This window comes from Mycobacterium sp. ST-F2 (genome assembly GCF_001905655.1).
Taxonomy (GTDB): Bacteria; Actinomycetota; Actinomycetes; order Mycobacteriales; family Mycobacteriaceae; genus Mycobacterium.
This window is the reverse complement of the sequence record NZ_JMHT01000003.1, coordinates 112,081-135,730: the sequence shown is the minus strand read 5'-3', so window position 1 is coordinate 135,730 and position 23,650 is coordinate 112,081. Positions and strand designations below refer to the sequence as shown.

Annotated in this window: 21 protein-coding genes and 1 pseudogene; 9 read left to right on the top strand and 13 right to left on the bottom strand. The window is 69.4% G+C overall.

The genetic code is table 11. The annotated features are described in order from the left end of the window. Positions 1 to 33: 33 nt before the first annotated feature. Positions 34 to 1,980 carry a primosomal protein N' gene (locus EB75_RS01540; protein ID WP_502689326.1) on the bottom strand — a complete coding sequence of 649 codons (1,947 nt, stop codon included), beginning with the start codon at positions 1,978 to 1,980 and terminating at the stop codon, positions 34 to 36. Positions 1,981 to 2,030: 50 nt separating this feature from the next. Next, positions 2,031 to 2,750: a lysoplasmalogenase gene (locus EB75_RS01535; RefSeq protein ID WP_174557609.1), complete on the bottom strand. Its 720-nt coding sequence runs from the start codon at positions 2,748 to 2,750 to the stop codon at positions 2,031 to 2,033. Here EB75_RS01535 and EB75_RS01530 point away from each other — a divergent pair. The 6 genes and pseudogenes from EB75_RS01530 to EB75_RS01505 all read left to right on the top strand — a co-directional run bounded on the left by EB75_RS01530 (position 2,749) and on the right by EB75_RS01505 (position 9,088). Continuing rightward, positions 2,749 to 3,672 (top strand): alpha/beta hydrolase, encoded by a 924-nt coding sequence (locus tag EB75_RS01530; protein ID WP_073693714.1) that lies wholly within the window; start codon positions 2,749 to 2,751, stop codon positions 3,670 to 3,672. The two genes, EB75_RS01535 and EB75_RS01530, sit on opposite strands and share 2 nt — an antisense overlap. A 15-nt stretch (positions 3,673 to 3,687) precedes the next feature. Then, on the top strand, positions 3,688 to 4,650 hold the full coding sequence (locus EB75_RS01525) for an alpha/beta hydrolase (RefSeq protein ID WP_502689325.1): 963 nt from the start codon (positions 3,688 to 3,690) through the stop codon (positions 4,648 to 4,650). Between the two features lie 20 nt (positions 4,651 to 4,670). Further along, positions 4,671 to 6,149: a flavin-containing monooxygenase gene (locus EB75_RS01520; RefSeq protein ID WP_073693712.1), complete on the top strand. Its 1,479-nt coding sequence runs from the start codon at positions 4,671 to 4,673 to the stop codon at positions 6,147 to 6,149. A gap of 97 nt (positions 6,150 to 6,246) precedes the next feature. Further along, complete coding sequence (gene lpqS, locus EB75_RS01515) at positions 6,247 to 6,648, top strand: putative copper homeostasis (lipo)protein LpqS (protein WP_142239358.1); 402 nt, start codon at positions 6,247 to 6,249, stop codon at positions 6,646 to 6,648. A 154-nt stretch (positions 6,649 to 6,802) separates the two neighbouring features. Continuing rightward, positions 6,803 to 7,856 (top strand): annotated as a pseudogene (locus EB75_RS01510) (PLP-dependent cysteine synthase family protein). Beyond that, complete coding sequence (locus EB75_RS01505) at positions 7,856 to 9,088, top strand: MFS transporter (protein ID WP_073693749.1); 1,233 nt, start codon at positions 7,856 to 7,858, stop codon at positions 9,086 to 9,088. The pseudogene EB75_RS01510 and the gene EB75_RS01505 overlap by 1 nt, the downstream one beginning before the upstream one ends. Positions 9,089 to 9,095: 7 nt before the next feature. On the opposite strand, the gene metK is transcribed toward EB75_RS01505, so the two are convergent. The 5 genes from metK to mihF all read right to left on the bottom strand — a co-directional run bounded on the left by metK (position 9,096) and on the right by mihF (position 12,976). Next, positions 9,096 to 10,304 (bottom strand): methionine adenosyltransferase, encoded by a 1,209-nt coding sequence (metK, locus tag EB75_RS01500; RefSeq protein WP_073693710.1) that lies wholly within the window; start codon positions 10,302 to 10,304, stop codon positions 9,096 to 9,098. Positions 10,305 to 10,415: 111 nt separating this feature from the next. Then, complete coding sequence (coaBC, locus tag EB75_RS01495) at positions 10,416 to 11,675, bottom strand: bifunctional phosphopantothenoylcysteine decarboxylase/phosphopantothenate--cysteine ligase CoaBC (protein WP_073693709.1); 1,260 nt, start codon at positions 11,673 to 11,675, stop codon at positions 10,416 to 10,418. Between the two features lie 19 nt (positions 11,676 to 11,694). After that, on the bottom strand, positions 11,695 to 11,988 hold the full coding sequence (gene rpoZ / locus EB75_RS01490; protein WP_020101623.1) for a DNA-directed RNA polymerase subunit omega: 294 nt from the start codon (positions 11,986 to 11,988) through the stop codon (positions 11,695 to 11,697). A gap of 76 nt (positions 11,989 to 12,064) precedes the next feature. Further along, positions 12,065 to 12,619 (bottom strand): guanylate kinase, encoded by a 555-nt coding sequence (gene gmk / locus EB75_RS01485; protein WP_142239357.1) that lies wholly within the window; start codon positions 12,617 to 12,619, stop codon positions 12,065 to 12,067. A 39-nt stretch (positions 12,620 to 12,658) separates the two neighbouring features. Beyond that, entirely contained in the window at positions 12,659 to 12,976 is a 318-nt protein-coding gene (gene mihF / locus EB75_RS01480; protein ID WP_011894593.1) for an integration host factor, actinobacterial type, read from the bottom strand. A gap of 704 nt (positions 12,977 to 13,680) precedes the next feature. On the opposite strand from mihF, the gene EB75_RS01475 reads away from it, so the two are divergent. The 3 genes from EB75_RS01475 (at position 13,681) to EB75_RS01465 (ending at position 15,630) form a co-directional block, all read left to right on the top strand. After that, positions 13,681 to 14,037: a hypothetical protein gene (locus EB75_RS01475; protein ID WP_073693707.1), complete on the top strand. Its 357-nt coding sequence runs from the start codon at positions 13,681 to 13,683 to the stop codon at positions 14,035 to 14,037. A 177-nt stretch (positions 14,038 to 14,214) separates the two neighbouring features. Continuing rightward, positions 14,215 to 14,562 (top strand): hypothetical protein, encoded by a 348-nt coding sequence (locus EB75_RS01470; RefSeq protein ID WP_073693706.1) that lies wholly within the window; start codon positions 14,215 to 14,217, stop codon positions 14,560 to 14,562. A 30-nt stretch (positions 14,563 to 14,592) separates the two neighbouring features. Beyond that, entirely contained in the window at positions 14,593 to 15,630 is a 1,038-nt protein-coding gene (locus EB75_RS01465; protein WP_073693705.1) for a DUF2330 domain-containing protein, read from the top strand. On the opposite strand, the gene pyrF is transcribed toward EB75_RS01465, so the two are convergent. The 6 genes from pyrF to EB75_RS01435 are packed head-to-tail and all read right to left on the bottom strand — an operon-like array spanning position 15,618 to position 23,637. Next, positions 15,618 to 16,424 (bottom strand): orotidine-5'-phosphate decarboxylase, encoded by an 807-nt coding sequence (gene pyrF, locus EB75_RS01460; protein WP_073693704.1) that lies wholly within the window; start codon positions 16,422 to 16,424, stop codon positions 15,618 to 15,620. The two genes, EB75_RS01465 and pyrF, sit on opposite strands and share 13 nt — an antisense overlap. Next, complete coding sequence (gene carB / locus EB75_RS01455) at positions 16,421 to 19,762, bottom strand: carbamoyl-phosphate synthase large subunit (RefSeq protein WP_073693703.1); 3,342 nt, start codon at positions 19,760 to 19,762, stop codon at positions 16,421 to 16,423. The genes pyrF and carB overlap by 4 nt, the downstream gene beginning before the upstream one ends. After that, entirely contained in the window at positions 19,762 to 20,916 is a 1,155-nt protein-coding gene (gene carA, locus EB75_RS01450; protein ID WP_073693702.1) for a glutamine-hydrolyzing carbamoyl-phosphate synthase small subunit, read from the bottom strand. The genes carB and carA overlap by 1 nt, the downstream gene beginning before the upstream one ends. After that, the gene (locus tag EB75_RS01445; RefSeq protein ID WP_073693701.1) at positions 20,913 to 21,416 is read right to left on the bottom strand and encodes a PH-like domain-containing protein; all 504 of its coding nucleotides are present in this window, start codon (positions 21,414 to 21,416) and stop codon (positions 20,913 to 20,915) included. Before EB75_RS01445 ends, carA begins: the two co-directional genes overlap by 4 nt. Next, positions 21,413 to 22,696 (bottom strand): dihydroorotase, encoded by a 1,284-nt coding sequence (locus tag EB75_RS01440; protein ID WP_073693700.1) that lies wholly within the window; start codon positions 22,694 to 22,696, stop codon positions 21,413 to 21,415. The genes EB75_RS01445 and EB75_RS01440 overlap by 4 nt, the downstream gene beginning before the upstream one ends. Next, positions 22,693 to 23,637, bottom strand: a complete 945-nt coding sequence (locus tag EB75_RS01435; protein WP_073693699.1) for an aspartate carbamoyltransferase catalytic subunit — start codon at positions 23,635 to 23,637, stop codon at positions 22,693 to 22,695. The genes EB75_RS01440 and EB75_RS01435 overlap by 4 nt, the downstream gene beginning before the upstream one ends. Between the last annotated feature and the right edge of the window lie 13 nt (positions 23,638 to 23,650).

The window sequence follows — 23,650 nt, the reverse complement described above, 5'->3', positions numbered from 1 at the left end:
CCACCAGGCTACTTGTGATCGGACGGAACCCCGTCATCCGATGTGCAGCGGATCGATCTGCACGCGCACCGGCTCCTGATCGTGACGGGCGCTGAGCACGCCTGTCGCCCGGCGCAGCGCCGCCGCCAGCACCAGGCCACGGTCGCGCGAGACCCGCACCAGCATCCGGTGCACCGGCGCGTCCGGGTCCAGGCCGGGCGGCCGCCGGGCCCCGAACGGCAGGTCGACCGGGCCCAGTACCTCGGCGTCGGGCGGCAGCGCGGCAGCTTCCAGCAGGGCGTCGACCGCCTCGGGGACGCCGTCGACCGCCGCGAGGTGCACCGCGGGCGGCAACCCGACCTCGGCGCGGCCGTCGAGTTCGGCCTCGGCGTGCCCGACGGGGTCCCAGCGCACCAGCGCCTGCACCGTCGGGATCGTCGATTCGGCCACCACCGCGACCGTGCCGCCGGCCGCGCGATCGAGCACCAGGGCCGATGCCGACATCCACCGGCGCAGGGTGTCCTCGGCGGCCCGCAGGTCCTGGCGGCCCAGCAGAGCCCAGCCGTCGAGCAGTAGGGCCGCGCCGTAGCCGCCCTCGGCGCGCGGCTCGGCGCCCGGTGTGGCCACCACCACTGCGGCGCGTCCCGGAACCTCGGTCACCACGGCGTCACCGCCGGAGGTGACAACCGGAACACCGGGGAAGGCCCGGCCCAGTTCCTCGGCGGTGCGGCGGGCACCGACCACCACGGCCCGCACGGCGTCCGACCCGCAGCGGCCGCAGCGCAGCGCCATGTCCTGACGTCCGCACCAGCGGCAGACCGCGCCGACGGTGTCGCGGTCCGGCAGCGACAGCGGGCCGGTGCAGTGCCGGCACCGGGCGATGGTCCGGCATTTGCCGCAGGCCAGCGCCGGGACGTATCCGCGGCGCGGCACCTGCACCAGGACCGGTCGGTCGGCGCTCAGCGCGGCGCGGGCGGCGCCCAGCGCCATCGACGGCAGCCGGGCGGTACGGGCCGCGGCGTCGCGTTCGTGGGTGTGCGCGTCGTCGTCGAGGGCGACGACGCGCGGCGCCTTGGCGCGCACCACGCTGCGGCCGGCCACCAGATCGTGCGCCCACTTGCTGCGCACCAGTGCCTGTGCCTCGGCAGTGCGCGCGAAGCCGCCGATGACTGCGCCACAACGCAATTGATGTGCCCGCAACATCGCGACCTCGCGGGCGTGCGGATACGGCGCACGCGGCTCGGCGAGGGAGTCGTCGCCGTCGTCCCACACCACGATCAACCCGAGGTCGGCGACCGGCGCGAACACCGCGCTGCGGGTACCGATCACCAGCCGGGCCTGGCCGCGCAGCACCGACAGCCACCGCCGGTAGCGCTGCGACGGGCCGAGGCCCGCGGACAGCGCCACCACGCGGGACTCTTCGACCAGCGTCAGGGCCGCGGCGTGCACGGCGTCGACGTCGCGCTGGTCGGGCACGATCAGCAGCGCCCCGCGGCCGGCCTTGACGACGACGGCCGCGGCCTCGCACAACCGCCGGGCCCAGTCCTCCCCCGGCAACGCCTGCCACACCGCGCGCGCGGCCCGGCCCTCACCGAGTGCCTCGAGGAACTGTTCGCCGCGCCCGTACTGCGCCCAGCCGCCGGTGTCGACGTCCTGCGGGGTCAGTGGCCGCAGCTCGGGTGGCGGTTGCTTCTCCACGGTGGCGTGCCGCGGCGGAATGGCCAGCCGCAGCACGTCCGGCCGGCTGCCCGCGTACCGGGCGGCCACCGCCTCGGCGAGACGCTGCACATCAGGGGTCAGCACCCGCTCGGCCGACACCACCCGATCCAGCCAGCCGAGCTTGCCGGAATGGTCGGTGTCCGAACGTCTTTCGAGAATGAAGGCATCGACCAGCCGGCCGTTGAACCGCACCTTTGCCCGCACGCCCGGCTGGGCGTCGTCGGACAGGTCGGCGGGCACCAGGTAGTCGAACTCGCGGTCCAGGTGCGGCACCGACAGCATCGGCAGCACCCGGGCCACGGGCTCGTGTTCGGCCTGCGTCCTGGTGAGGGTCACGCAGTCGGTGTAGCAGACGTGACCGACACCGTCCTGCCCGCGAAGAACCCGGCGGTGATCAGCAGCAGCGACGCGGCGTAGGCCCACCAGATCGGGACCGCCAGCGCCTCATTCCCCAGGACGAACTTGCTGATGCCGATCATGCCGTCGCTCACCGCGAAACACAGTGCGCCGAGCGCGGTCCAGCGGGTCGGCAGGTCGGCGAAGAGGGCCGTGCACACCATGGCCACCAGGACCGCCATGTAGACGGTGACGGGAATGGTCATCTGCTGCGCGACCAGGCTGGGCCAGAACCAGACGATGAGCCCGATGCAGATGACGACCAGGACCGCGGCGCCCGCGGTGGCCGCCGGTGTCCGCCGGGCCAGCGGCAGCAGCGCGGCCAGGAAGCACAGGTGCGCGACGAGGAACGAGCCGAGCCCGAACACGAACCCCAGCGGCCAATTCGGGACCGCGAGCAGGAAGTCACCGCCTGCCGAGAACACCAGGGCGGCCACCAGCCAGCGGCGTTCGCGCACGATGGGGTGGCCGGCCGCGGCCGCCGCCAGCAGCAGCGCGGGCAGTGCCTTGATCTCGGGCTGCAGGGCGAACTGCCCGGTCAGGTCGGCGCCCGACGGCAACCGCAGCGCGGTCACGATGAGGAAGATGCCGTAGCCGGCGGCCACCACCGCGGCCGCCACCCACAGCCGCCGGCGCGGTGCGTACGGTGAACTCATGTCGGACACTGTGCGTCCCCCGCTCGATCCCATTCTGGAAAAGGTACTGGAAGCGGTTCCGTTCCAATTGACCATGGACGGCGGCGTCGAAGCCGCGCGAGCCCGGTTCCGTGAGCTGCCCCGCAAGGCCGTGTTCCCGGAGGTCCGCGCCGAGGACCGCGTCATCGACGGCGTGCCGGTTCGTGTCTATTGGCCCGCGGACGTCGAACCCTCGGCACCGGTCGTGCTCTTCTTCCACGGCGGCGGCTGGGTGGTCGGTGATCTGGACACCTACGACGGCACCGCCCGGCTGCATGCCGCCGGGACCGGCGCCGTGGTGGTGTCGGTGGATTACCGCCTGGCGCCCGAGCACCCCTTCCCCGCGGCCGTCGACGACGTCTGGGCCGTCACGCAGTGGGTGGCCGCCCACGCCGAGGAGATCGGCGGCGACCCGAATCGTCTTGCCGTGGCCGGTGATTCGGCCGGCGGCAACCTCGCCGCCGTGGTCGCCCAGCTGGCCCGCGACGCCGGCATCACGCTGCGCGCCCAACTGCTGTGGTACCCGGCGACGACGTGGGACACGTCGCTGCCCTCGTTCACCGAGAACGCCGACGCGCCGGTCCTGGGCCGCGACGCGGTGGGCGGCTTCTCGTTGCTGTACGCCACCGGCGTGGACCTGCGGAATCCGCCGGCTTTGCTGGTGCCGGCACGCGCCGCGTCGCTGGCCGGGCTGGCGCCGGCGTACATCGCCGTCGCCGGGCACGACCCGTTGCGCGACGACGGCATCCGGTACGGCGAAATGCTCACCGCAGCAGGGGTTTCCACCGAGGTGCACAATGCCGAAACCCTGGTGCACGGCTACCTCGGCTATCACGGCGTGGTGCCGGCGACGACCGAAGCGGCCGACCGGGGAATCGCCGCGCTGAAGGCAGCGTTAGCCTGAGGCATGACTTCAGATGTGACGCCGGACACCCGCCCTGGTATCGATCCGATCCTCAAAGCCCTCCTGGACGCCGTGCCGTTGGAGTTCACCATCGACGACGGTGTCGAGGTGGCGCGGGCCAAGATCGCCGCCATGCGGCCGCCCGCCACGATGCTGCCGGATATGCGGATCGAGAACCGCGTGCTCGATTGCGGTGAGGCAGGCCAGATTCCGGCCCGCATCTACTGGCCGCCCATCGACGGCGAGACGCGTCCGCTGCCCGTCGTGGTCTTCTACCACGGCGGTGGCTGGGCCATCGGCGACCTGGATACCCACGACCATGTGGCCCGCGCCCACGCCATCGGCGCCCGCGCCATCGTGGTGTCGATCGAATACCGGCTCGCGCCCGAGCATCCGTTCCCGGCCGCCATCGAGGATTCCTGGGCCGCGTTGCAGTGGGTCGCCGCGCACGCCACCGAGCTGGGCGGCGACCCGGCACGCCTCGCGGTGGCCGGAGATTCGGCCGGCGGCAACATCTCCGCGGTGATGGCGCTGCGGGCGCGTGACGCCGGCGGTCCGAAGCTGGCGTTCCAGCTGCTCTGGTACCCCGTCGCGACGGGCGACGTCACGCTGCCGTCGTTCACCGAGAACGCCGACGCGCCCATGCTCAACAGCAATGTCACGGCGGCGTTCCTCACCTGGTATCTGCCCGGCATGGACCTCAGCGACGCCTCGGCGCTGCCGACCGACCTGGCCCCGGCCAACGCCGAGTCGCTGGAAGGGGTGGCTCCCGCCTACATCGGCACCGCCGAGCACGACCCGCTGCGCGACGACGGTGCCGCGTACGCCAAACTGCTTGCCGCAGCGGGGGTTCCGGTCGAGTTGAGCAACGAACCCACCATGGTGCACGGCTTCGTCAGCCTGGCCCTGGCGTCGCCGGTGGCGACCGAGGCCACCGACCGCGGACTCGCAGCCCTGAAAGCCGCCCTCTACGCCTGAGTTTCCGCGAGTATGGAGTCATGACAACGCCTGATGTCCAAACGGTGATCGTCGGCGCCGGCTTCTCCGGGATCGGGGCCGGCATCCTGCTGGACCGGGCCGGGCTCGGTGACTACGTGATCCTCGAAGCCGGCTCCGGGCCCGGCGGCACCTGGTTCTGGAACACCTATCCCGGTGTCGCCGTGGATATTCCGTCGTTCTCCTACCAGTTCTCCTTCGAGCAGAGCGCGGACTGGACCCGCACCTACGCCAAGGGCCACGAGCTCAAGGCGTACGCCGAGCACTGCGTCGACAAGTACGGACTGCGGGACCGGATCCGGTTCGGCACCGAGGTCACCGGCGCCGAATACGACGACGCGGCCGATCTCTGGCGGGTGCACACCAGCGCCGGCACCGTCACCGCACGGTTCCTGATCAACGGCAGCGGCGTGCTGACGGTGCCCAAGCCGCCGGACATCGAGGGCGTCGCCGAGTTCGCCGGCACCACGCTGCACACCGCACGCTGGGACAGCAGCGTCGACCTGCGCGGCAAGCGGGTTGCGGTCATCGGCACGGGCGCCTCGGCAGTGCAGGTGATCCCGGAGATTGCCCCAATTGTGGAGCAGCTCACGGTGTTTCAGCGGACGCCGATCTGGTGCTTCCCCAAGCTGGACCTGCCGCTGCCGGCGGTGGCCCGGTGGGCCATGCGTATCCCGGGTGGCAAGACACTGCAGCGGCTGGCCAGCCAAGCCTACGTCGAGCTCACCTTCCCGCTGTCGGCGCAGTATTACAGCGTGTTCCCGTTGGCCGACGGTGCCGCCCGCATGGGACGGCAGTTTTTGCGCCGCGAGGTGCACGACCCGGTGGTCCGCGACAAGCTCACCCCGCGTTACGCGGTCGGCTGCAAGCGACCGGGCTTCCACAACACCTACCTCTCGACCTACAACCGCGAAAACGTCAGCCTGGTAACCGAATCCATCGAACGCATCACGCCGACCGGGGTGCGCACCGCCGACGGACAAGAGCACGAAGTCGACGTGCTGATCCTCGCCACCGGGTTCAAGGTGATGGACGTCGACAGCGTGCCGACCTTCCCCGTCACGGGAGCCGGCGGGCACACCCTCGGCGAGTTCTGGGAGACGCAGCGACTGCAGGCGTACGAGGGCGTCAGCATCCCCGGCTTCCCGAACTTCTTCACGGTCATGGGGCCGTACGGGTACGTGGGCTCGTCATACTTCGCGCTCATCGAAGCCCAGGTACACCACATCGTGCGGTGCCTGCAGCGGGCCGAGAAGGTCGGCGCCCACCGGGTGGAGGTCTCACAGGAGGCCAATGACCGCTACTTCGCGGAGATGCTGAGCAAGCGCCACCGGCAGGTGTTCTGGCAGGACAGCTGCCAGTCTGCCAACAGCTACTACTTCGACAAGAACGGCGACGTGCCACTGCGGCCGGCAACCACCGTCGAGGCCTACGTCCGCAGCCGACGGTTCGACCTCGACGACTATGAGTTCAGCGCTTGAGCGCGCTCATATGAAAGTTCTTTGAACCCGATAACTTTTCGCGCACAAAGCACCTCGGCAGGTTTAACGGGATCAATTCGTCGGTACAGTCGCGGAGGTGACTCCCCGACCGGTGCGATGGCGGGCAGCGGCCGTGCTGCTCGTCACCCTGTTCGGGCTCGGGATCGGTATTCAGTTGGGCGCCAAGCCCGTTGCCACGGTGCATGAACATGCTGCCCCCATGCTCGTCGCCGCCGGTCACACGCTGCCGTCGGTGACCGCCATCCACCCGCACGTCCGCGACGGCTCGATCCCGGCAGCCCCGGAACTGGTGACCACCGCGGGTCTCCCCCGCTCAGCCTCCACCCTCCTGGCCCTGGGCCTGGTGGTGGCACTTGGCATCCTCATGGTGTGCTGGCGGGCGTTGTCGCCGACGACCGGCCGCAGCCCGCCCCGTCGCGCCCTTCAGATTCACAGCGGGCGGGCGGTCCTGACCCGCCTCTGCATCTCCCGACGCTGACAGGTCAGCGCAGATCGGCCACCGTTCGTGGCTGGTCGGTGTCCGCTGTCCGAATCCGCCGCCGCCCCGCGGCATCAGCGAAAAGTGATGCACCCATGAACAATTCGAGCAATCTCACCCTGCCCAGAAAGCCCTCCCGCCCGGCTTCCGGGCCGTGCCGGCTGGCCCGCTACGACCGGCCCGGCACCATGGTCGGCGGCACCCCCGTGCTGCGGATCGCCGCTCCCTTCACCACCGACGACCGAGGCTTCTGGGCCAAACTCGAAGGCGTCAACCCCGGCGGCATGAAAGACCGGCCGGCCATGTACATGGTCGAACGCGGCCGGGCCCGCGGTGACCTGCTGCCCGGCGCCCGGATCGTCGAATCCACCAGCGGCACCCTCGGACTCGGCCTCGCCCTGGCCGGCACGGTGTACGGGCATCCGGTCACGCTGGTCACCGACCCCGGCATGGAACCCATGATGCTGCGGATGCTCGCCGCATACGGCGCCGACATCGACCTCGTCACCGAGCCGCATCCAACCGGCGGCTGGCAGCAGGCCCGCCGCGACCGGGTGGCGCAGATTCTGGCCCAGGACCCCACCGCCTGGTATCCCGACCAGTACAACAACCCCGACAATGTCGACGCGTACCGCGAGCTCGCCCTGGAACTGCAGTCGCAGCTCGGCACCGTCGACGTCCTGGTGTGCTCGGTAGGTACCGGCGGGCACTCGGCCGGAGTGGCAAAAGTGTTGCGCGAGTTCAACCCTGACCTGAAGTTGATCGGCGTCGACACCATCGGGTCGACCATCTTCGGGCAGCCGGCACAGAGCCGGTTGATGCGTGGGCTCGGCTCGAGCATCTACCCCGACAACGTCGACTACGGCGCCTTCTCGGAGGTGCATTGGGTGGCGCCCGCCGAGGCGGTGTGGGCGTGCCGGGCGCTGGCCGCGACCAGCTACGCCAGCAGCGGCTGGAGCGGCGGCGCCGTGGCGCTCGTCGCCGGCTGGGCAGCCCGTCATCACGATCCGGAGACCACGGTCGCCGCGATCTTTCCCGATGGGCCGCAACGCTATTTCGACACCGTCTACAACGACGACTACTGCCGCCAGCACAACCTGCTGGGAATCGAACCGCCGGCCGAGCCCGCGGTGATCGCCGATCCCGCTGAGCGCGTGGTGGATTCATGGACCCGCTGCACGACGGTGCGCAAGCCCGAGTCCCTCTGATGCAGGTACTCGCCCAGTTCCGCAGCTTCGGCTGGCCCAGCCGGGTGCTGATGCTCAACCAGTTCGGCATCAACCTCGGCTTCTACATGCTGATGCCGTATCTGGCCGGGTACCTGGCCGGTCCGCTCGGCCTGGCCGGCTGGGCTGTCGGGTTGGCACTCGGGGTGCGAAACTTCTCGCAGCAGGGCATGTTCATCGTCGGTGGCACGCTGGCCGACCGGCTCGGCTACAAGCCCCTGATCGTGGCGGGCTGTCTGCTGCGCACAGCCGGCTTCGGCCTGCTGGCCGTCGCGCAGTCCCTGCCGGCGGTGTTGATCGCCTCGGCGGCAACGGGTTTCGCGGGAGCGCTGTTCAATCCCGCGGTGCGCGCCTATCTCGCCGCGGACTCCGGCGAGCGGCGGGTGGCGGCATTCACGGTGTTCAACGTCTTCTATCAGGCGGGAATCCTGGCCGGGCCGCTGGTCGGCCTGGCACTGATCGCGCTGGACTTCCGGGTGACCGCAGGGATGGCGGCCACGGTGTTCGCGGTGCTGACCATCGCCCAGCTGTTCGCGCTACCGCAGGACCACGCCGATCATGGTGCGGCCGAACGCGTCTCGGTGCTGCACGACTGGCGCACCGTGCTGGCCAACCGGCCGTTCCTGTTGTTCGCGGTCTCGATGGTCGGTACCTACGTGGTGACGTTCCAGGTGTACCTGGCACTGCCGCTGCACGCCGGGGTCCTCGCGCCACATCACGAATCAGCCATCGTGGCAGCGGTTTTCGCGGTGTCGGGGCTGGTCGCCATCGGCGGCCAGCTGCGCATCACGGCCTGGTTCACCGCGCGCTACGGCCGGGCGCAGTCGTTGACCATCGGGGTGCTGGTGCTGGCCGCGGCGTTCGTCCCCCTGATCGTGGTGCCCGACGACCGCTGGGGCCCGCCGGCGGCAGTGGCGGCACTGCTGCTGACGGCGGCGCTGCTGGCGGTCGGGTCGGCCGCGGTGTACCCGTTCGAGATGGACACCGTGGTGTCGCTCGCGGGCGACCGGCTGGTCGCGACGTACTACGGCTTCTACAACACGATCGTCGGCGTCGGCATCCTCGTCGGAAACCTGGCGACCGGCGCGCTGATGGAGACGGCGCGCGCCGCCGGCCGGCCGGAGCTCATCTGGGTGGCGCTCACGGCGATCAGCCTGCTGGTTGCCCTGGCGCTGTACCGAAGCCGTCGACTGGAGCCGCAGCCCGTCGGCTGATCAGGTACTAAACCGAAGCCTTCAGGTCGTCGACCTTGTCGAGCTGCTCCCACGGCAGTTCGATGTCGGTGCGGCCGAAGTGGCCGTACGCGGCGGTCGGCGCGTAGATGGGGCGCAGCAGGTCCAGGTCGCGGATGATGGCGCCGGGACGCAGGTCGAAGACCGACGTGATGGCCTTCTCGATACGGGCCGGGTCGAAGTGCTCGGTGCCGAAGGTCTCCACGAACAGGCCCACCGGGGCGGCCTTGCCGATGGCGTAGGCGACCTGGACCTCGACGCGGTCGGCCAGGCCGGCAGCGACGACGTTCTTGGCCACCCAGCGCATGGCGTACGCCGCGCTACGGTCGACCTTTGACGGGTCCTTGCCCGAGAAGGCGCCGCCGCCGTGGCGGGCCCAGCCGCCGTACGTGTCGACGATGATCTTGCGGCCGGTCAGGCCGGCGTCACCCATCGGGCCACCGACGACGAAGTTGCCGGTCGGGTTGACCAGCAGCCGGAAGTCGGAGGTGTCCATGGTGTCGTGCGCCAGGTCGGCCAGCACGGTGTCGACGACGTGGCGGCGGATGTCCGGGGCCAGCGTGCCGTCCAGGTCGACGCCCTCGGCGTGCTGGGTGGACAGCACCACGGTGTCCAGGCGGACCGGGACGTTGTCGCGGTACTCGATGGTGACCTGGGTCTTGCCGTCGGGCCGCAGGTAGTCGACGGTCTCGTTCTTGCGGACCTCGGTGAGGCGCCGCGACAGCCGGTGTGCCAGCGCGATGGGCAGCGGCATCAGCTCGGGCGTGTCGTTGATGGCGTAGCCGAACATCAGGCCCTGGTCGCCGGCGCCCTGGGCGTCCAGCGGGTCACCCGCGCCCTCGACGCGCGCCTCGTGCGCGGTGTCGACACCGGCGGCGATGTCCGGGGACTGCGCACCGATGCCGATGTTCACGCCACAGGTGGCGTAGTCGAAGCCCTTGTCGGAGTGGTCGTAGCCGATCTGGCGGATCCGGTCACGCACGATCAACGGGATGTCGGCGAACGCCTCCTTGGCCGTGGTGGTCACCTCGCCCACGACATGCACCTGGCCGGTGGTCACCAGCGTCTCCACCGCGACCCGCGACTTCGGATCCTGCGCGAGCAGCGCATCCAGCACGGAGTCGCTGATGGCGTCGCAGATCTTGTCCGGATGTCCCTCGGTCACCGACTCGCTGGTAAACAGCCGACCTTCACTCACGTCGCAAATCCCTTCCAAAACTTTAGTCCGGCGCATAATATCCGCGCCCGGCTATTCCCTGTCGGATACCCCTGCGCAGCAACCCGTTCCGCGGCGCGGTTCAGGCGACGATCATTCGTCGCTGCCACGCAGGAAAGCCGCGATCGCATCGGCGATGCGACTGGCCATCAAGGTCTTGGACCCGTGCTCCAGTGCCGACTCGGCGCCGTCGGCGGCCAGCAGCCAACCGTCGTTGACGTCGACCTCGAAGGCCTTGCCGTCCCCGACCGCGTTGACGACCAGCAGGTCACAGCCTTTGCGCTGCAGCTTCGCCCGGGCGTGGAACAGCACGTCACCGTTGGCGTCGCCGGTCTCGGCCGCGAACCCGACGATGGCACGCAGGTTCGGCAGTTGACCGTCAGTCCGGGCGCGCACCGCGCCGGCGAGGATGTCGTCGGTCCGGGTCAGTTCGATGACGGGTGCCCCGTCCGATTCACCGGGGCCGTGCGTCTTTTTGATCTTGCTGGTCGCTACCTCGGTAGGACGGAAGTCAGCGACGGCGGCGGACATCACGAGCACGTGCGCATCGGGCACGTACTTGAACACCGAATCCCGCAGTTGTGCCGCCGAGCTGATGTGCACGACGTCGACGCCGGCCGGGTCGGCCAGGCCCGCGGTGTTTCCGGCGATCAGAGTGACCTCTGCGCCGCGCTGGGCCATGACGCGGGCCACGGCGTAGCCCTGCTTGCCGGAGCTGCGGTTGCCGATGAACCGAACCGGGTCGATGGCCTCGCGGGTGCCACCGGCGGTGACGACGGCCTTGACCCCGGTCAGATCGTGGGGCAACGCGTCACCACGCTCCAGAAGGAGCTGGGCGAAGGTGGTGATCTCTTCGGCCTCGGGCAGACGTCCCGGGCCGCTGTCGGCGCCGGTGAGGCGCCCGGAGGCGGGGTCCAGCACGACGACGCCGCGACGCCGCAGGGTCGCGACGTTCTCGACGGTGGCCGGGTGCAACCACATCTCGGTGTGCATCGCCGGAGCGAACAACACCGGACAGCGCGCGGTGAGCAGCGTGGCGGTCAGTAGATCGTCGCCGCGGCCCGCCACCGCACGTGCCATCAGGTCGGCGGTGGCCGGTGCGACCACGACCAGGTCGGCCTGCTGGCCGAACCGGACGTGGGGTACCTCGGAGACGTCCTCGAACACTCCCGTGTGCACGGGATTACCGGACAGTGCTTCAAAGGTGGCGGCGCCGACGAACTTCAGCGCCGACTCCGTCGGCACGACGCGAACCGAGTGGCCGGCCTCGCTCAGCTGACGAACCAGGGTGCACGCCTTGTAGGCGGCGATACCTCCGGCGACTCCGACGACGATGCGCTTGCGGTCGGCCATATCGGACGCCTACTCGGCGTTACTCGCCCTCGGTGTGCTCGAGCAGGTCGCCGTGGATCTCGCGCATCGCGATCGACAGCGGCTTCTCCTGCAGGCCCGGCTCGACCAGGGGGCCGACGTACTCGAGGATGCCGTCGCCGAGCTGGTTGTAGTAGTCGTTGATCTGGCGCGCACGCTTCGCGGCGTAGATGACCAGCGCGTACTTGCTCGACACACGATCCAGCAGCTCGTCGATGGGCGGGTTGGTGATACCCAGCGGCGTGTCGTAGGCGATGGCGGCGTCGGAGTCGATGCTCTCGACAGTGGTGCTCACGAAGGATTCTCCCGGCGTTCGGTGTAAAGAATGGCGTCGCTATCAGCGATATCTGTGCGGGTGCTGCGCAGACCGCTCAGCGGCCCACCAGCAAGGATACCAATTCTGCACAGGCGGATTCCAACTGACTGTTGACAACCGTCACATCGAAACTGTCCTGAGCGGCCATTTCGGCCCGCGCGGTCTCCAGGCGGCGGGCCTGGATCTCGGCACTCTCGGTGCCGCGACCGACGAGGCGGCTCTCCAGCGCTTCCCAACTGGGCGGCGCGAGGAAGACGGTCAGCACCTCCGGCATGGCCTGTTTGACGGCCCGGGCACCGGCCAGATCGACCTCGATGAGGACGGGATGACCAGCGGCGATGGCTTCCCGGACGGGCCGGGCGGGGGTGCCTGAGCGCTGCAGGCCACCGTGGATTTCGGCCCATTCCAGGAGCTCGCCGTCATCGATCAGGCGCTGGAACTCGTCGGCCGAGACGAATGTGTAGTCGACACCGTCGACCTCGCCAGGACGCGGCGCACGCGTCGTGGCGGAAACACTGAAATGCAGGTCGGGCACCCGCTCGCGCAGGCAGCGCACGACCGTGGATTTACCCACGGCAGAGGGGCCGGACAGCACAACAACACGGTTCATCGCCGTCCGGCCCCTACTGCTCGTCAGTCTTGCGTCAGATCAGGAAAAGTCGAACTTTTCCAGCAGGGCCTTGCGCTGACGGTCGCCCAGGCCGCGCAGACGGCGGGTCGGAGCGATCTCCAGCTCGGTCATGATCTCCTGCGCCTTGACCTTGCCGACCTTGGGCAGGGCTTCCAGCAGAGCGGAAACCTTCATCTTGCCGAGGACCTCGTCGGTCTCGGCGTCCGTCAGGACCTGCTTGAGGTTGGTGCCGCCGCGCTTGAGCCGGTCTTTCAACTCGGCACGTGCTCGACGTGCGGCAGCAGCCTTCTCCAACGCTGCCGCGCGCTGTTCGTCGGTCAACTGGGGAAGGGCCACGGGGTTCCTCCGTATCTCCGTCAAATAATTTCTGTCACGGCTGGGTGAACCAGCCAGCGACGACGACCGTACCCACGCTTGCCGACAAGCGCTAACCCCACCCCCCGGGTAACGAAGCTAAAAGCCCAGCGTGTAGTGCGAACGACGGCTCCGAATGGTCACTGAGTGCAAGCTCTGCGAGCTCGGGTTTAGCGCCGTTCGGTCACAAATCCGCCTGCGTATCAAGGGTTTTGAGCACTCAGTGGGACGACGGCCGAGCGCTCCGCGTCGACCCCGGCGCATTTTCGGGTCGTCGCCCGGGTCGATTGAGGAAAATTTTCGCAGGTCACGGCGTGTCGGGCGTGTCGATGCCGAGTCCGAGCAGGCCGGTACGCCGCCCGTGCCGCGCCGACCGCTCCGAGACGCTATTTGGCCAGTTCGGCCGCCCAAATTCACAGGTTTCCGGCCGCCCGCAGTGCGGATCCACGCCGTCGCGCAGAACCCGCAAACTCGGCCACTGCGCGATACACCGAGAGCGGCCGGCGCATCCTTGGCGAATGGACGGGATCGCTGTGATGAAACTGTCTCCCGCCCAACGTTTCCCATGTGATCACGCCTTCCACAGGCAACGGCCAGCAGCTCGTAGCCAAACCGTGGCCGGACACACAGCACACACCTAATGCCACCACAGTGCGGCCACATTAGGCAGCCCTAACTTCAGTGTCATGAACCTCAAGCACGCATTGACCGCATCCACCCTGGCCGCAGGTATCGGCGTCGCCGGATTGTTCGGCGTCGGCCTGGCCGGCGCCAATGCCGACCCGGGCCAGTGCCCGCCGAACGCGCCGTGCGGTCAGCGCGACGACCATCGCGGCGGCGACAACCGTGGCCCGGCCGCCCCCGTCGGCCGGGACGACAACTGGCACGACAACCAGGGCCGGGACTGGCAGCACCGCGGCATCGACGACGCCCGCTTCGATCACCAGCCGTTCGCATACAACGGCCAGTGGGTGAACCCAGTGTGGGACGACGGGCGTGGCGCGTGGGGCTTCTGGCTCGGCCCCATCTGGATTCCGCTGTGATCGACGCCCGCTGACCGATCCCCCAACGAGACGGCCCGCCACGCAAAGTGGTGGGCCGTCTGTGTGCGAATGAAACATACTGCCGCACAACATGTTCTCAGGTTCTTGACCGCACACACAGCACACACCTAAGCGCAGCTAAGTGCACGCCCATCGGACCGCCATAGCGTCAGCGGCATGAAGATCAAGCAGGCATTGACCGCATCGACCCTGGCCGTAGGCATCGGCGCCGCCGGAATCCTCGGCATCGGACTGGCGACCGCGAGCGCCGACTGGTGCCCGCCGGGAGCCCCGTGCGCGGGGCACGACGACCACCGCGGCGGCTGGCAGCGCGGTGTCGACTGGCATCAGGACCGGGATGGTTGGCGCGATGACCGCGGCCGCGACTGGCGTGGCCGCGGCATCGACGACGCCCGCTGGGATCACCAGCCGTTCTCCTACAACGGCCAGTGGGTGAACCCGGTATGGGACGCCGGCTTCAACGCGTGGGGCTTCTGGCTCGGCCCGATCTGGATTCAGCTGTGACATAGCCGCGCGGCCGGTACGTTCGTGCCGATGGCTGCCGCGTACCGGTCACTGTGCGTCCTGTTACTGATGTTCGCCACCCTGACGGCGAACATCGCGGCTCCCGCATGGGCCTGCGGTTGCGGCGCCTACATCCCGGACCGCGCCGGCGCCGCCGTCGTCGACGAGCGGGCCCTGATCGCCTGGGACGGCCGCACCGAGGACATCCTGATGTCGTTCGGGGTGCGCGGCACCTCGGATCGGGCCGCGTGGGTGATGCCGGTGCCGTCGGCCGCGCACGTGACGTTGGGCGATGCCGCGGTGTTCGACGAGTTGGCGCGCATCACCGCGCCCCGGGTCGAATACCGGGACAGCTGGTGGCCCACCTTCGACTGGCTCACCGAGGGTTCGCGGGGTGCGCTCGAGAGCGCGGGAGCGCGACCCGGCGGCGTCAAGGTGCTGAGCAATCAGCGGATCGGGCCGTTCGACGTCACCCGCCTGGCCGGCGATGACCCCGCGGCCCTGGCGGGTTGGCTGACGGCCAAGGGCTTCCTCCACCCCGACGGGCTGGATGCCAACCTGGCGCCCTACGTCGCGGCGGGCTGGGAGATCGTCGCGATCCAGCTCACCCCCGATGCCGCAGGTGCCACGCTGTCGGGCACGTTGCAGCCACTGCGGCTGTCATTCGCGTCCGACAAGGCCGTGTACCCGATGCGTCTGTCCCGGTCGGCGACGGCGCCGCAGAGCGTCGACCTGTACGTGCTGGCCGACCATCGGATGGATCCCAGCGCGCTACCGGTGCCCGGCAACGCGCCGACGCTGCAGTACGCCGGACCGGTCGATGCACCGGCCCTGGCCGACTACCGGGGCCGCTACCTCACCCGCTGGACCAACTACCTCGGCGAGCCGCATCGCATCGACGGCGACTATGTATTCGCCCGTGCCGCAACCGATTCCGATTACGCGCAGGTCATCTACCGGACCCGCAACCGTGGCGATGTCACCGGTCTGGCCCTGATCGCCGCCGCCCTCGGCGGCGTGGTCCTGGTCGCGGCGCTCTGGTGGCGCCGCCGGCGTCAGGCCAGATAGGCGACGGCGTCGCGGAGCTTCTCCCCCGCGGCCCGCACGGCGGCGACGTCGGGCCCGGCCCGCAGCACCTCACGCGACACCGCGGGCAGCAAGGTGCCCGGCTGCGCACCGCCGAGCCCGGCCAGCGCGTCCGGGCGTCCACCCTGAGCGCCGACGCCCGGCAGCAGCACCGGTCCACCGAGCTGCGACAGGTCGGGGACCTCGGAGAGCGTCGCGCCGACGACGACACCGACCGAGCCGTCGCCCGCGGCGTTGACCGCCGCGACGTCGTCGACGACCGACTGCGCCACGGTCCGTTCACCGGCGAGCGCGCGCTGCACCGACGCGCCCTCCGGGTTGGACGTGGCGGCCAGCACGAACACGCCCCGGCCGTGGGCGGCCGCGACATCGAGCAGCGGCTGCAGCGAGCCGAAACCGAGGTACGGCGACGCCGTCACGGCGTCGGCGGCCAGCGGCGAATCGCCCGCCCACGCCTGCGCGTAGGCGGCCATGGTGGAGCCGATGTCACCGCGCTTGGCGTCGGCCAGCACCAGCACGCCGGCCTCCTGCAGCCGGGCGATTGTCCGTTCCAGCACGGCGAAGCCCGCCGACCCGTAGGCCTCGAAGAACGCAACCTGCGGCTTGACGATCGCGAAGCCCGCGAACGCCTCGACGCAGATGTCGCTGAACGCCGCCACGCCATCTGCCGACACCGGCAGACCCCAGGCGCTCAAGAGCTCGGGGTGCGGGTCGATGCCCAGGCACAGCGGACCCCGCTGTGCCATGGCGGCCCGCAGTTTGAGCCCGAAACTCACTTCTCGGCCAACTGGCTGTGCAGCTCCTGCAGCGACCGCACGCCGATGTCTCCGCGGATACCGGCCTCGATGCCCTGCACCGCGGCCGACGCGCCCTGCACCGTCGTCACGCACGGGATGCTGGCCGACACCGCGGCCGACCGAATCTCGTAGCCGTCGATACGCGGACCGGAGTTGCCGTACGGCGTGTTGATCACCATGTCGACCTCGCCGGCCTTGATGGCGTCGACCGCCGACATCGCGGGCCGCTCCGGGCTGGGCTCTTCGAAGTTCTTCCGCACGACCTCGCACGGAATGCCGTTGCGGCGCAGCATCTCCGCGGTGCCCTCGGTGGCCAGCACCCGGAAGCCGAGATCGGCCAGGCGCTTGACCGGGAACACCAGCGAGCGCTTGTCGCGGTTGGCGACCGAGACGAACACCGTGCCGCCCGAGGGCAGGGAGCCGTATGCCGCGGTCTGGCTCTTGGCGAAGGCGGTACCGAAATCGCTGTCGATACCCATGACCTCGCCGGTCGACTTCATCTCCGGCCCGAGCAGCGAATCGACCTGCGAGCCATCGGCTTTGCGGAACCGGTGGAACGGCAGGACGGCTTCCTTCACCGCGATGGGCGCGTTGGGCGCGACGCTGGCACCGTCACCCTCGGCGGCCAGGATGCCCTCGGCCCGCAGCTCGGCGATGGTGGCGCCCAACATGATCCGGGCGCAGGCCTTGGCCAGCGGCACAGCGGTCGCCTTCGAGACGAACGGCACCGTCCGGCTGGCGCGCGGGTTGGCCTCCAGCACGTACAGCACGTCGTCCTTGAGCGCGTACTGCACGTTGAGCAGGCCGACCACGCCGATGCCGTGGGCGATGGCCTCGGTGGCCCTGCGCACGGCGGCAATGTCGGTGCGGCCCAACGTGACCGGCGGCAGCGCACAGGCCGAGTCGCCGGAGTGGATGCCGGCTTCCTCGATGTGCTCCATGACGCCGCCGATGTAGACCTCGGTGCCGTCGCACAGGGCGTCGACGTCGATCTCGATGGCGTCTTCGAGGAACCGGTCGACCAGCACGGGGTGCTCGGGCGACAGCTCGGTGGCGCGCTCGATGTAGCCCTGCAGGGTCTGTTCGTCGTAGACGATCTCCATGCCGCGGCCGCCCAGCACGTACGACGGACGCACCAGCACCGGGTAGCCGATGTCGGAGGCGATCCGGCGGGCCTGCTCGAAACTCGTTGCGGTGCCGAAGCGCGGAGCGGGCAGCCCGGCGGCGCGCAGCACCTCACCGAACTCACCACGGTCCTCGGCCAGGTCGATGGCCTTGGGGCTGGTGCCGACGACGGGCACCCCGGCCTTCTCCAGCCGCTCGGCCAGGCCCAGCGGGGTCTGGCCACCGAGCTGCACGATGACACCGACCACGCCCGGACCGCCGGCCCCTGACGCCTGCTCGGCGTGGTACACCTCGAGCACGTCCTCGAAGGTGAGCGGCTCGAAGTACAGCCGGTCGGCGGTGTCGTAGTCCGTCGAGACGGTCTCGGGGTTGCAGTTGACCATGACGGTCTCGAAACCGGCCTGGCTCAACGTGGTTGCCGCGTGCACGCAGCTGTAGTCGAACTCGATGCCCTGCCCGATGCGGTTCGGGCCGGAGCCCAGGATCAGCACCTTGGGCTTCTCGGTCTGCGGGGCCACCTCGGTCTCGGCCGCGGGGTCCAGCTCGTAGCTGCTGTAGTGGTACGGCGTCTTGGCGTCGAACTCGGCCGCGCAGGTGTCGACGGTCTTGTACACCGGCCGGATGCCGAGCCGCTCACGCAGCGCGCGCACACCGGCCTCGCCCGCCAATTCCGGTCGCAGCGCGGCGATCTGGCGGTCGGACAGGCCGCTGTGCTTGGCCCGGCGCAGCAGGCGCTCGTTGAGCACGGGAGCGTCGACGAGTTCGCCGCGCAGTGCGACGAGGGTGGCGATCTGGTCGACGAACCAGGGGTCCACACCCGAGGCCTCGGCGACGACCTCGACCGAACCACCGAGGCGCAGTGCCTGTTCGATGTCGTAGAGCCGGCCGTCGGTCGCGGTGCGCAGCCCGGTCAGCAGCTCGTCGAGGGTCTTGTCGGGATCGTCCCCCGTCCAGAAGCCGGCCCGCTTGGTCTCCAGCGACCGCATCACCTTGCCGAGGGCCTCGATGAAGTTGCGGCCCAACGACATCGCCTCGCCGACCGACTTCATGGTGGTGGTCAAGGTCTGGTCGGCGCCGGGGAACTTCTCGAAGGCGAACCGCGGCGCCTTGACGACGACGTAGTCCAGCGTCGGCTCGAAACAGGCCGGGGTTTCCTTGGTGATGTCGTTGACGATCTCGTCCAGCGTGTAGCCGATGGCCAGCTTCGCGGCGATCTTGGCGATCGGGAAACCCGTTGCCTTGGAAGCCAATGCGCTCGAGCGCGACACGCGCGGGTTCATCTCGATGACGATCAGGCGGCCGTCGGCCGGGTTGATGGCGAACTGGATGTTGCAGCCACCGGTATCGACGCCGACCTCGCGCAGGATCGCGATGCCGAGGTCACGCATCTTCTGGTACTCACGGTCGGTCAGGGTCATGGCCGGCGCGACGGTCACCGAATCGCCGGTGTGCACGCCCATCGGATCGAAGTTCTCGATCGAGCAGACGATCACGACGTTGTCGTGGTGATCGCGCATGAGCTCGAGCTCGTATTCCTTCCAGCCGTAGATCGACTCCTCGATCAGCACGTTGGCAGAAGGCGATGCGGCCAGGCCGTCGCCGGCCATGCGCTCGACGTCCTCGTTGGTGTAGGCCATGCCTGAGCCCAGGCCGCCCATGGTGAACGACGGCCGGACCACGACCGGGAGGCCGAGGTCGGCGACGGTCTCGCGGACCTCGTCCATGGTGAAACACACCCGGCTGCGGGCGGATTCGCCACCGACCTTGGCGACGATGTCCTTGAACTTCTGCCGGTCCTCACCGCGCTGGATGGCGTCGAAGTCCGCGCCGATCATCTCGACGCCGTACTTCTCCAGCACACCGTTCTCGTGCAGCGCGACCGCGGTGTTGAGCGCCGTCTGGCCGCCGAGGGTGGCCAGCACCGCGTCGATCTTGTTGCCGCGCTCGGCCTGCTGCGCAAAAATCTTCTCGACGAACGCCGGGGTGATGGGCTCGACATAGGTGTTGTCGGCGTACTCCGGGTCGGTCATGATCGTCGCCGGGTTGGAGTTGATCAGGCTGACCTGCAGCCCCTCGGCGCGCAGCACGCGGCAGGCCTGGGTGCCCGAGTAGTCGAACTCGCAGGCCTGGCCGATGACGATCGGGCCGGACCCGATCACCAGGATGTGGTTGAGGTCTGAGCGGCGCGGCATTACTTCTCCCCTGCCATGAGATCGGCGAACTTGTCGAACAGGTACTCGGCGTCGTGTGGGCCTGCTGCCGCCTCCGGGTGGTACTGCACCGAGAAGGCGCGCCCGTCGAGCAGCGAGACGCCTTCCACCACACCGTCGTTGGCGCACGTGTGGCTGACCACCGCTCGGCCGAACGGGGTGTCGAACTCTTCCCCGGCCTCACCTTCGAGCGCAAACCCGTGATTCTGCGCGGTGATCGCGATGCGGCCGGTGGCCTGCTCAACGACGGGGATATTGATGCCGCGGTGGCCGAACGTCATCTTGTAGGTGTCACGGCCGAAGGCGCGGCCCAGAATCTGGTTGCCGAAGCAGATGCCGAACAACGGGATTCCGGCCGACAGCACCTGCTTGGTGAACTCGACCATGTGATCGGCGGTGGCCGGGTCGCCCGGGCCGTTGGACAGGAAGACGCCGTCCACCTTGAGGTCGGCGAGCTCGTCGAACGTCACCGACGACGGCAGCACGTGGCTGCGGATACCGCGGGCCGCGAAGTTGCGCGGGGTGTTGGTCTTGATCCCGAGGTCGATGGCCGCGATGGAAAAGCGGCGCTCGCCAACGGGTTCGACGATGTACCGGTCGTCGGTGCTGACCTCACCGGCCAGGTCCGCGCCGAGCATCGACGGCTGGTTGCGCACACGGGTGACCAGCTCATCGACGGACGCCGGGCCCGTGCCTGATGTCGCCGCCAAAGCGGCTCCGCTGAACACGCCCGCCTTCATCGAGCCGAAGTTGCGCAGGTGCCGCACGATGGCACGGGTGTCGACACCCGCGACGCCGACGATGCCCTGACGCACCAGTTCGTCGTCGAGGGTGCCGGTGGCACGCCAGTTGGAGGCGCGCGGCGACGGGTCGCGGACGACATAGCCGGCGACCCAGATTTTGTCGTCGCGGCTCTCGTTGTCCTCGCCGTTCCAGCCGGTGTTGCCGATCTGCGGGGCGGTGGCCACCACGATCTGCCGGTGGTAGCTCGGGTCGGTCAGGGTCTCCTGGTAGCCGGACATGCCGGTGGAGAACACCGCCTCGCCCAACGTCTGGCCCACGGCACCGAACGGTGTTCCGGTGAACACCCGGCCGTCCTCCAGCACGAGTACGGCGGTCTGATCGGTCTGGGTCACTTGCTGTCCTCCTCAACCCATTTGGCCAGTTCGCGACGGTCGTCGCTACGGAATCCGGTATCGATCTCGGTGCCCGACGGCAGCTGCCACCGGATGGCGAGAATCCCGTCGTAGGTGAGCACCTTGCCGGCGATGGCGCGCTCGGTGCGGATGGCGGTGATGGATTCGTCGGGAATCCAGATCGGGCTGCCGCCGGTGAGCTGCAGCATGATGCCCTCGGGGTAGCGCGTCAGCACGGCTTTGCTGCGAAAACCGAGGGAGCCCACCGCAATTCGGTCCTGCCAGCTCGGCGCGAAGGTGCTGCCGATGTACATGCCCTTGGTGGCGGGCACGATCGCCGGTCCGACAGTGTCGGGCAGCGCCGGCAGCAGTCCGACGGCACCCGCCTGCCGCTGCACCCGGTGCATCCAGCCCTTGAGCATCTGCCGGATCGCGAACCCGAGCAGTACGACCACAACAGCGGCCAGCACCAGGTAGGTGATCAGAGTCCCCGTGTTCATGCAGGCGACTGCCCATCCCGCGCGGTCACCTTGCCGCGCAACATCGTCAGCGTGACGGTGGCGGGCAGCGCCATCGACTCGTACGGCGTGTTGTCCGACCGGCTGGCCAGGCCGGTGCCGTGCACCGTCCAGGTCGCCTCGGGGTTCACCACGGTCAGGTTGGCGGGTTCGCCGACCGCCAGCGGACGGCCCTGGTCGGGCAGGCCGACGATGGCGGCCGGGGCCTCGCTCATCACGCGGGCGACGTCACGCCAGCTGAGCAGGCCCGGCGTCACCATGGTCTCCACGACGACCGACAGCGCGGTCTGCAGGCCGAGCATGCCGGGGCGCGCGTGCGCGAACTCGCACATCTTCTCGTGTTCGGCGTGCGGGGCGTGATCGGTTGCGACGCAGTCGATCACCCCGTCGGCCAGGGCCTGGCGCAGCGCCTCGGCGTCACTGGCCTCGCGCAGCGGCGGGTTGACCCGGTTGCGGCCGTCGTAGTCCGCGAGCCGGCTGTCGTCGAGCAGCAGGTGGTGCGGGGTGACCTCGGCGGTGATCGAAATGCCCTGGGCCTTGGCCCATTTGATCAGCTCGACGGTGCCCGCCGTCGAGGCGTGGCAGATGTGCACGCGGGCGCCGGCGTCGCGGGCCAGGATCGCGTCGCGGGCCACGATGGACTCCTCCGCCGAGCGCGGCCAGCCGGCCAGTCCCAGCCGGGCGGCATTCGGGCCCTCATGGGCGACGGCACCCACCGTCAGGCGCGGTTCCTCGGCGTGCTGGGCGATCAGGACACCAAGTCCCGCAGCGTATTCCAGCGCCCGGCGCATCACCAGCGGGTCATCGACACAGATGCCGTCGTCGGAGAACATCCGGACCTGTCCGGCACCGGCCGCCATGAGGCCCATCTCGGTGAGCTGCTTGCCGTCGAGCCCGACGGTGACGGCGCCAACCGGGTGCACGTCGACCAGGCCGACCTGCTGCCCGCGGTGCCAGACGTGGTCCGTGACCACGACGGTGTCGGCGACCGGATCGGTGTTGGCCATGGCGAACACCGCGGTGTAACCGCCGAGTGCGGCTGCCGCCGAACCGGTTTCGATGTCCTCGGCGTATTCGCGGCCGGGCTCGCGCAGGTGGGTGTGCAGGTCGACGAAGCCGGGCAGCATGACTTGGCCGACGGCGTCGATGACCTCGTCACCCGTCAGGCCGCTACCGATCTCGGCGATCTGCCCATCGGCGATCAGCACATCGACCGGATCACCCTCGCCGTAGAGCCGGACCCCGCGAATCACCGTGCTCACGCGATCACCTCCCGGCCCGCACCGACCAGAAGCTGGAACAGCACTGCCATACGAACATGCACCCCATTCGAAACCTGTTGCAGTACAGCTGATTGCGACGAATCGGCGACCGACGAGGCGATCTCCATGCCGCGCAGCATCGGACCGGGGTGCAGCACCACCGTGTCCTCGCTCAACCCGGCCAGTCGCTTCTCCGACAGCCCGTAGCGCACCGAGTACTCACGCGCCGACGGGAAGAACGCGCCGTTCATCCGCTCGGCCTGCACCCGCAGCATCAGGACCGCGTCGGCGGCCGGCAGTTCGGCGTCCAGGTCATGCGAGACCGTCACCGGCCAGTCGGCGACCCCGACGGGCAGCAGCGTCGGCGGCGCCACCAGCACCACCTCGGCCCCCAGCGTCGACAACAGCGAGACATTGGAGCGCGCCACCCGGCTGTGCAGGATGTCGCCAACGATCACCACGCGCCGGCCCTCGAGGCCGCCGAGGCGCTGCCGGATGGTCAGCGCGTCGAGCAGCGCCTGCGTCGGGTGTTCGTGCGTGCCGTCGCCCGCGTTGATCACTGACGGCCCGCCGTGTTCGTCGCGCGTCCAGGCCGCAAGCTGTTGTGCCGCACCGGAAGCCGGGTGCCGGATGATCAGCGCGTCGGCACCGGCGGCACGCAGGGTCAGCGCCGTGTCGCGCAGCGACTCCCCTTTGGCGACCGACGAACCGGAGGCGCTGACGTTGATCACGTCGGCGCTCATCCACTTACCGGCCACCTCGAACGACACCCGGGTGCGGGTGGAGTTCTCGTAGAACATGGTGATGACGGTGCGGCCGCGCAACGTCGGCAGCTTCTTGACGTCGCGGCCCAGCAGCGCTTCCCGGAATTTGTCGGCGTCATCGAGGATGGCCGTCGCCTGATCGCGGCTCAGGTCCGAGGCGGCTAAAAGATGCTTCATCCTTGTCGTCTCT

Coding starts and splice junctions, on each gene's coding strand:
- EB75_RS01540 (WP_502689326.1), bottom strand. CDS start 1,980: ATGCTGTCGGTGCCGCACCTGGACCGCGAGTTCGACTACCTGGTGCCC.
- EB75_RS01530 (WP_073693714.1), top strand. CDS start 2,749: ATGTCGGACACTGTGCGTCCCCCGCTCGATCCCATTCTGGAAAAGGTA.
- EB75_RS01535 (WP_174557609.1), bottom strand. CDS start 2,750: ATGAGTTCACCGTACGCACCGCGCCGGCGGCTGTGGGTGGCGGCCGCG.
- EB75_RS01520 (WP_073693712.1), top strand. CDS start 4,671: ATGACAACGCCTGATGTCCAAACGGTGATCGTCGGCGCCGGCTTCTCC.
- EB75_RS01505 (WP_073693749.1), top strand. CDS start 7,856: ATGCAGGTACTCGCCCAGTTCCGCAGCTTCGGCTGGCCCAGCCGGGTG.
- coaBC (WP_073693709.1), bottom strand. CDS start 11,675: ATGGCCGACCGCAAGCGCATCGTCGTCGGAGTCGCCGGAGGTATCGCC.
- gmk (WP_142239357.1), bottom strand. CDS start 12,619: ATGAACCGTGTTGTTGTGCTGTCCGGCCCCTCTGCCGTGGGTAAATCC.
- EB75_RS01475 (WP_073693707.1), top strand. CDS start 13,681: ATGAACCTCAAGCACGCATTGACCGCATCCACCCTGGCCGCAGGTATC.
- EB75_RS01470 (WP_073693706.1), top strand. CDS start 14,215: ATGAAGATCAAGCAGGCATTGACCGCATCGACCCTGGCCGTAGGCATC.
- EB75_RS01465 (WP_073693705.1), top strand. CDS start 14,593: ATGGCTGCCGCGTACCGGTCACTGTGCGTCCTGTTACTGATGTTCGCC.
- carB (WP_073693703.1), bottom strand. CDS start 19,762: ATGCCGCGCCGCTCAGACCTCAACCACATCCTGGTGATCGGGTCCGGC.
- EB75_RS01445 (WP_073693701.1), bottom strand. CDS start 21,416: ATGAACACGGGGACTCTGATCACCTACCTGGTGCTGGCCGCTGTTGTG.
- EB75_RS01435 (WP_073693699.1), bottom strand. CDS start 23,637: ATGAAGCATCTTTTAGCCGCCTCGGACCTGAGCCGCGATCAGGCGACG.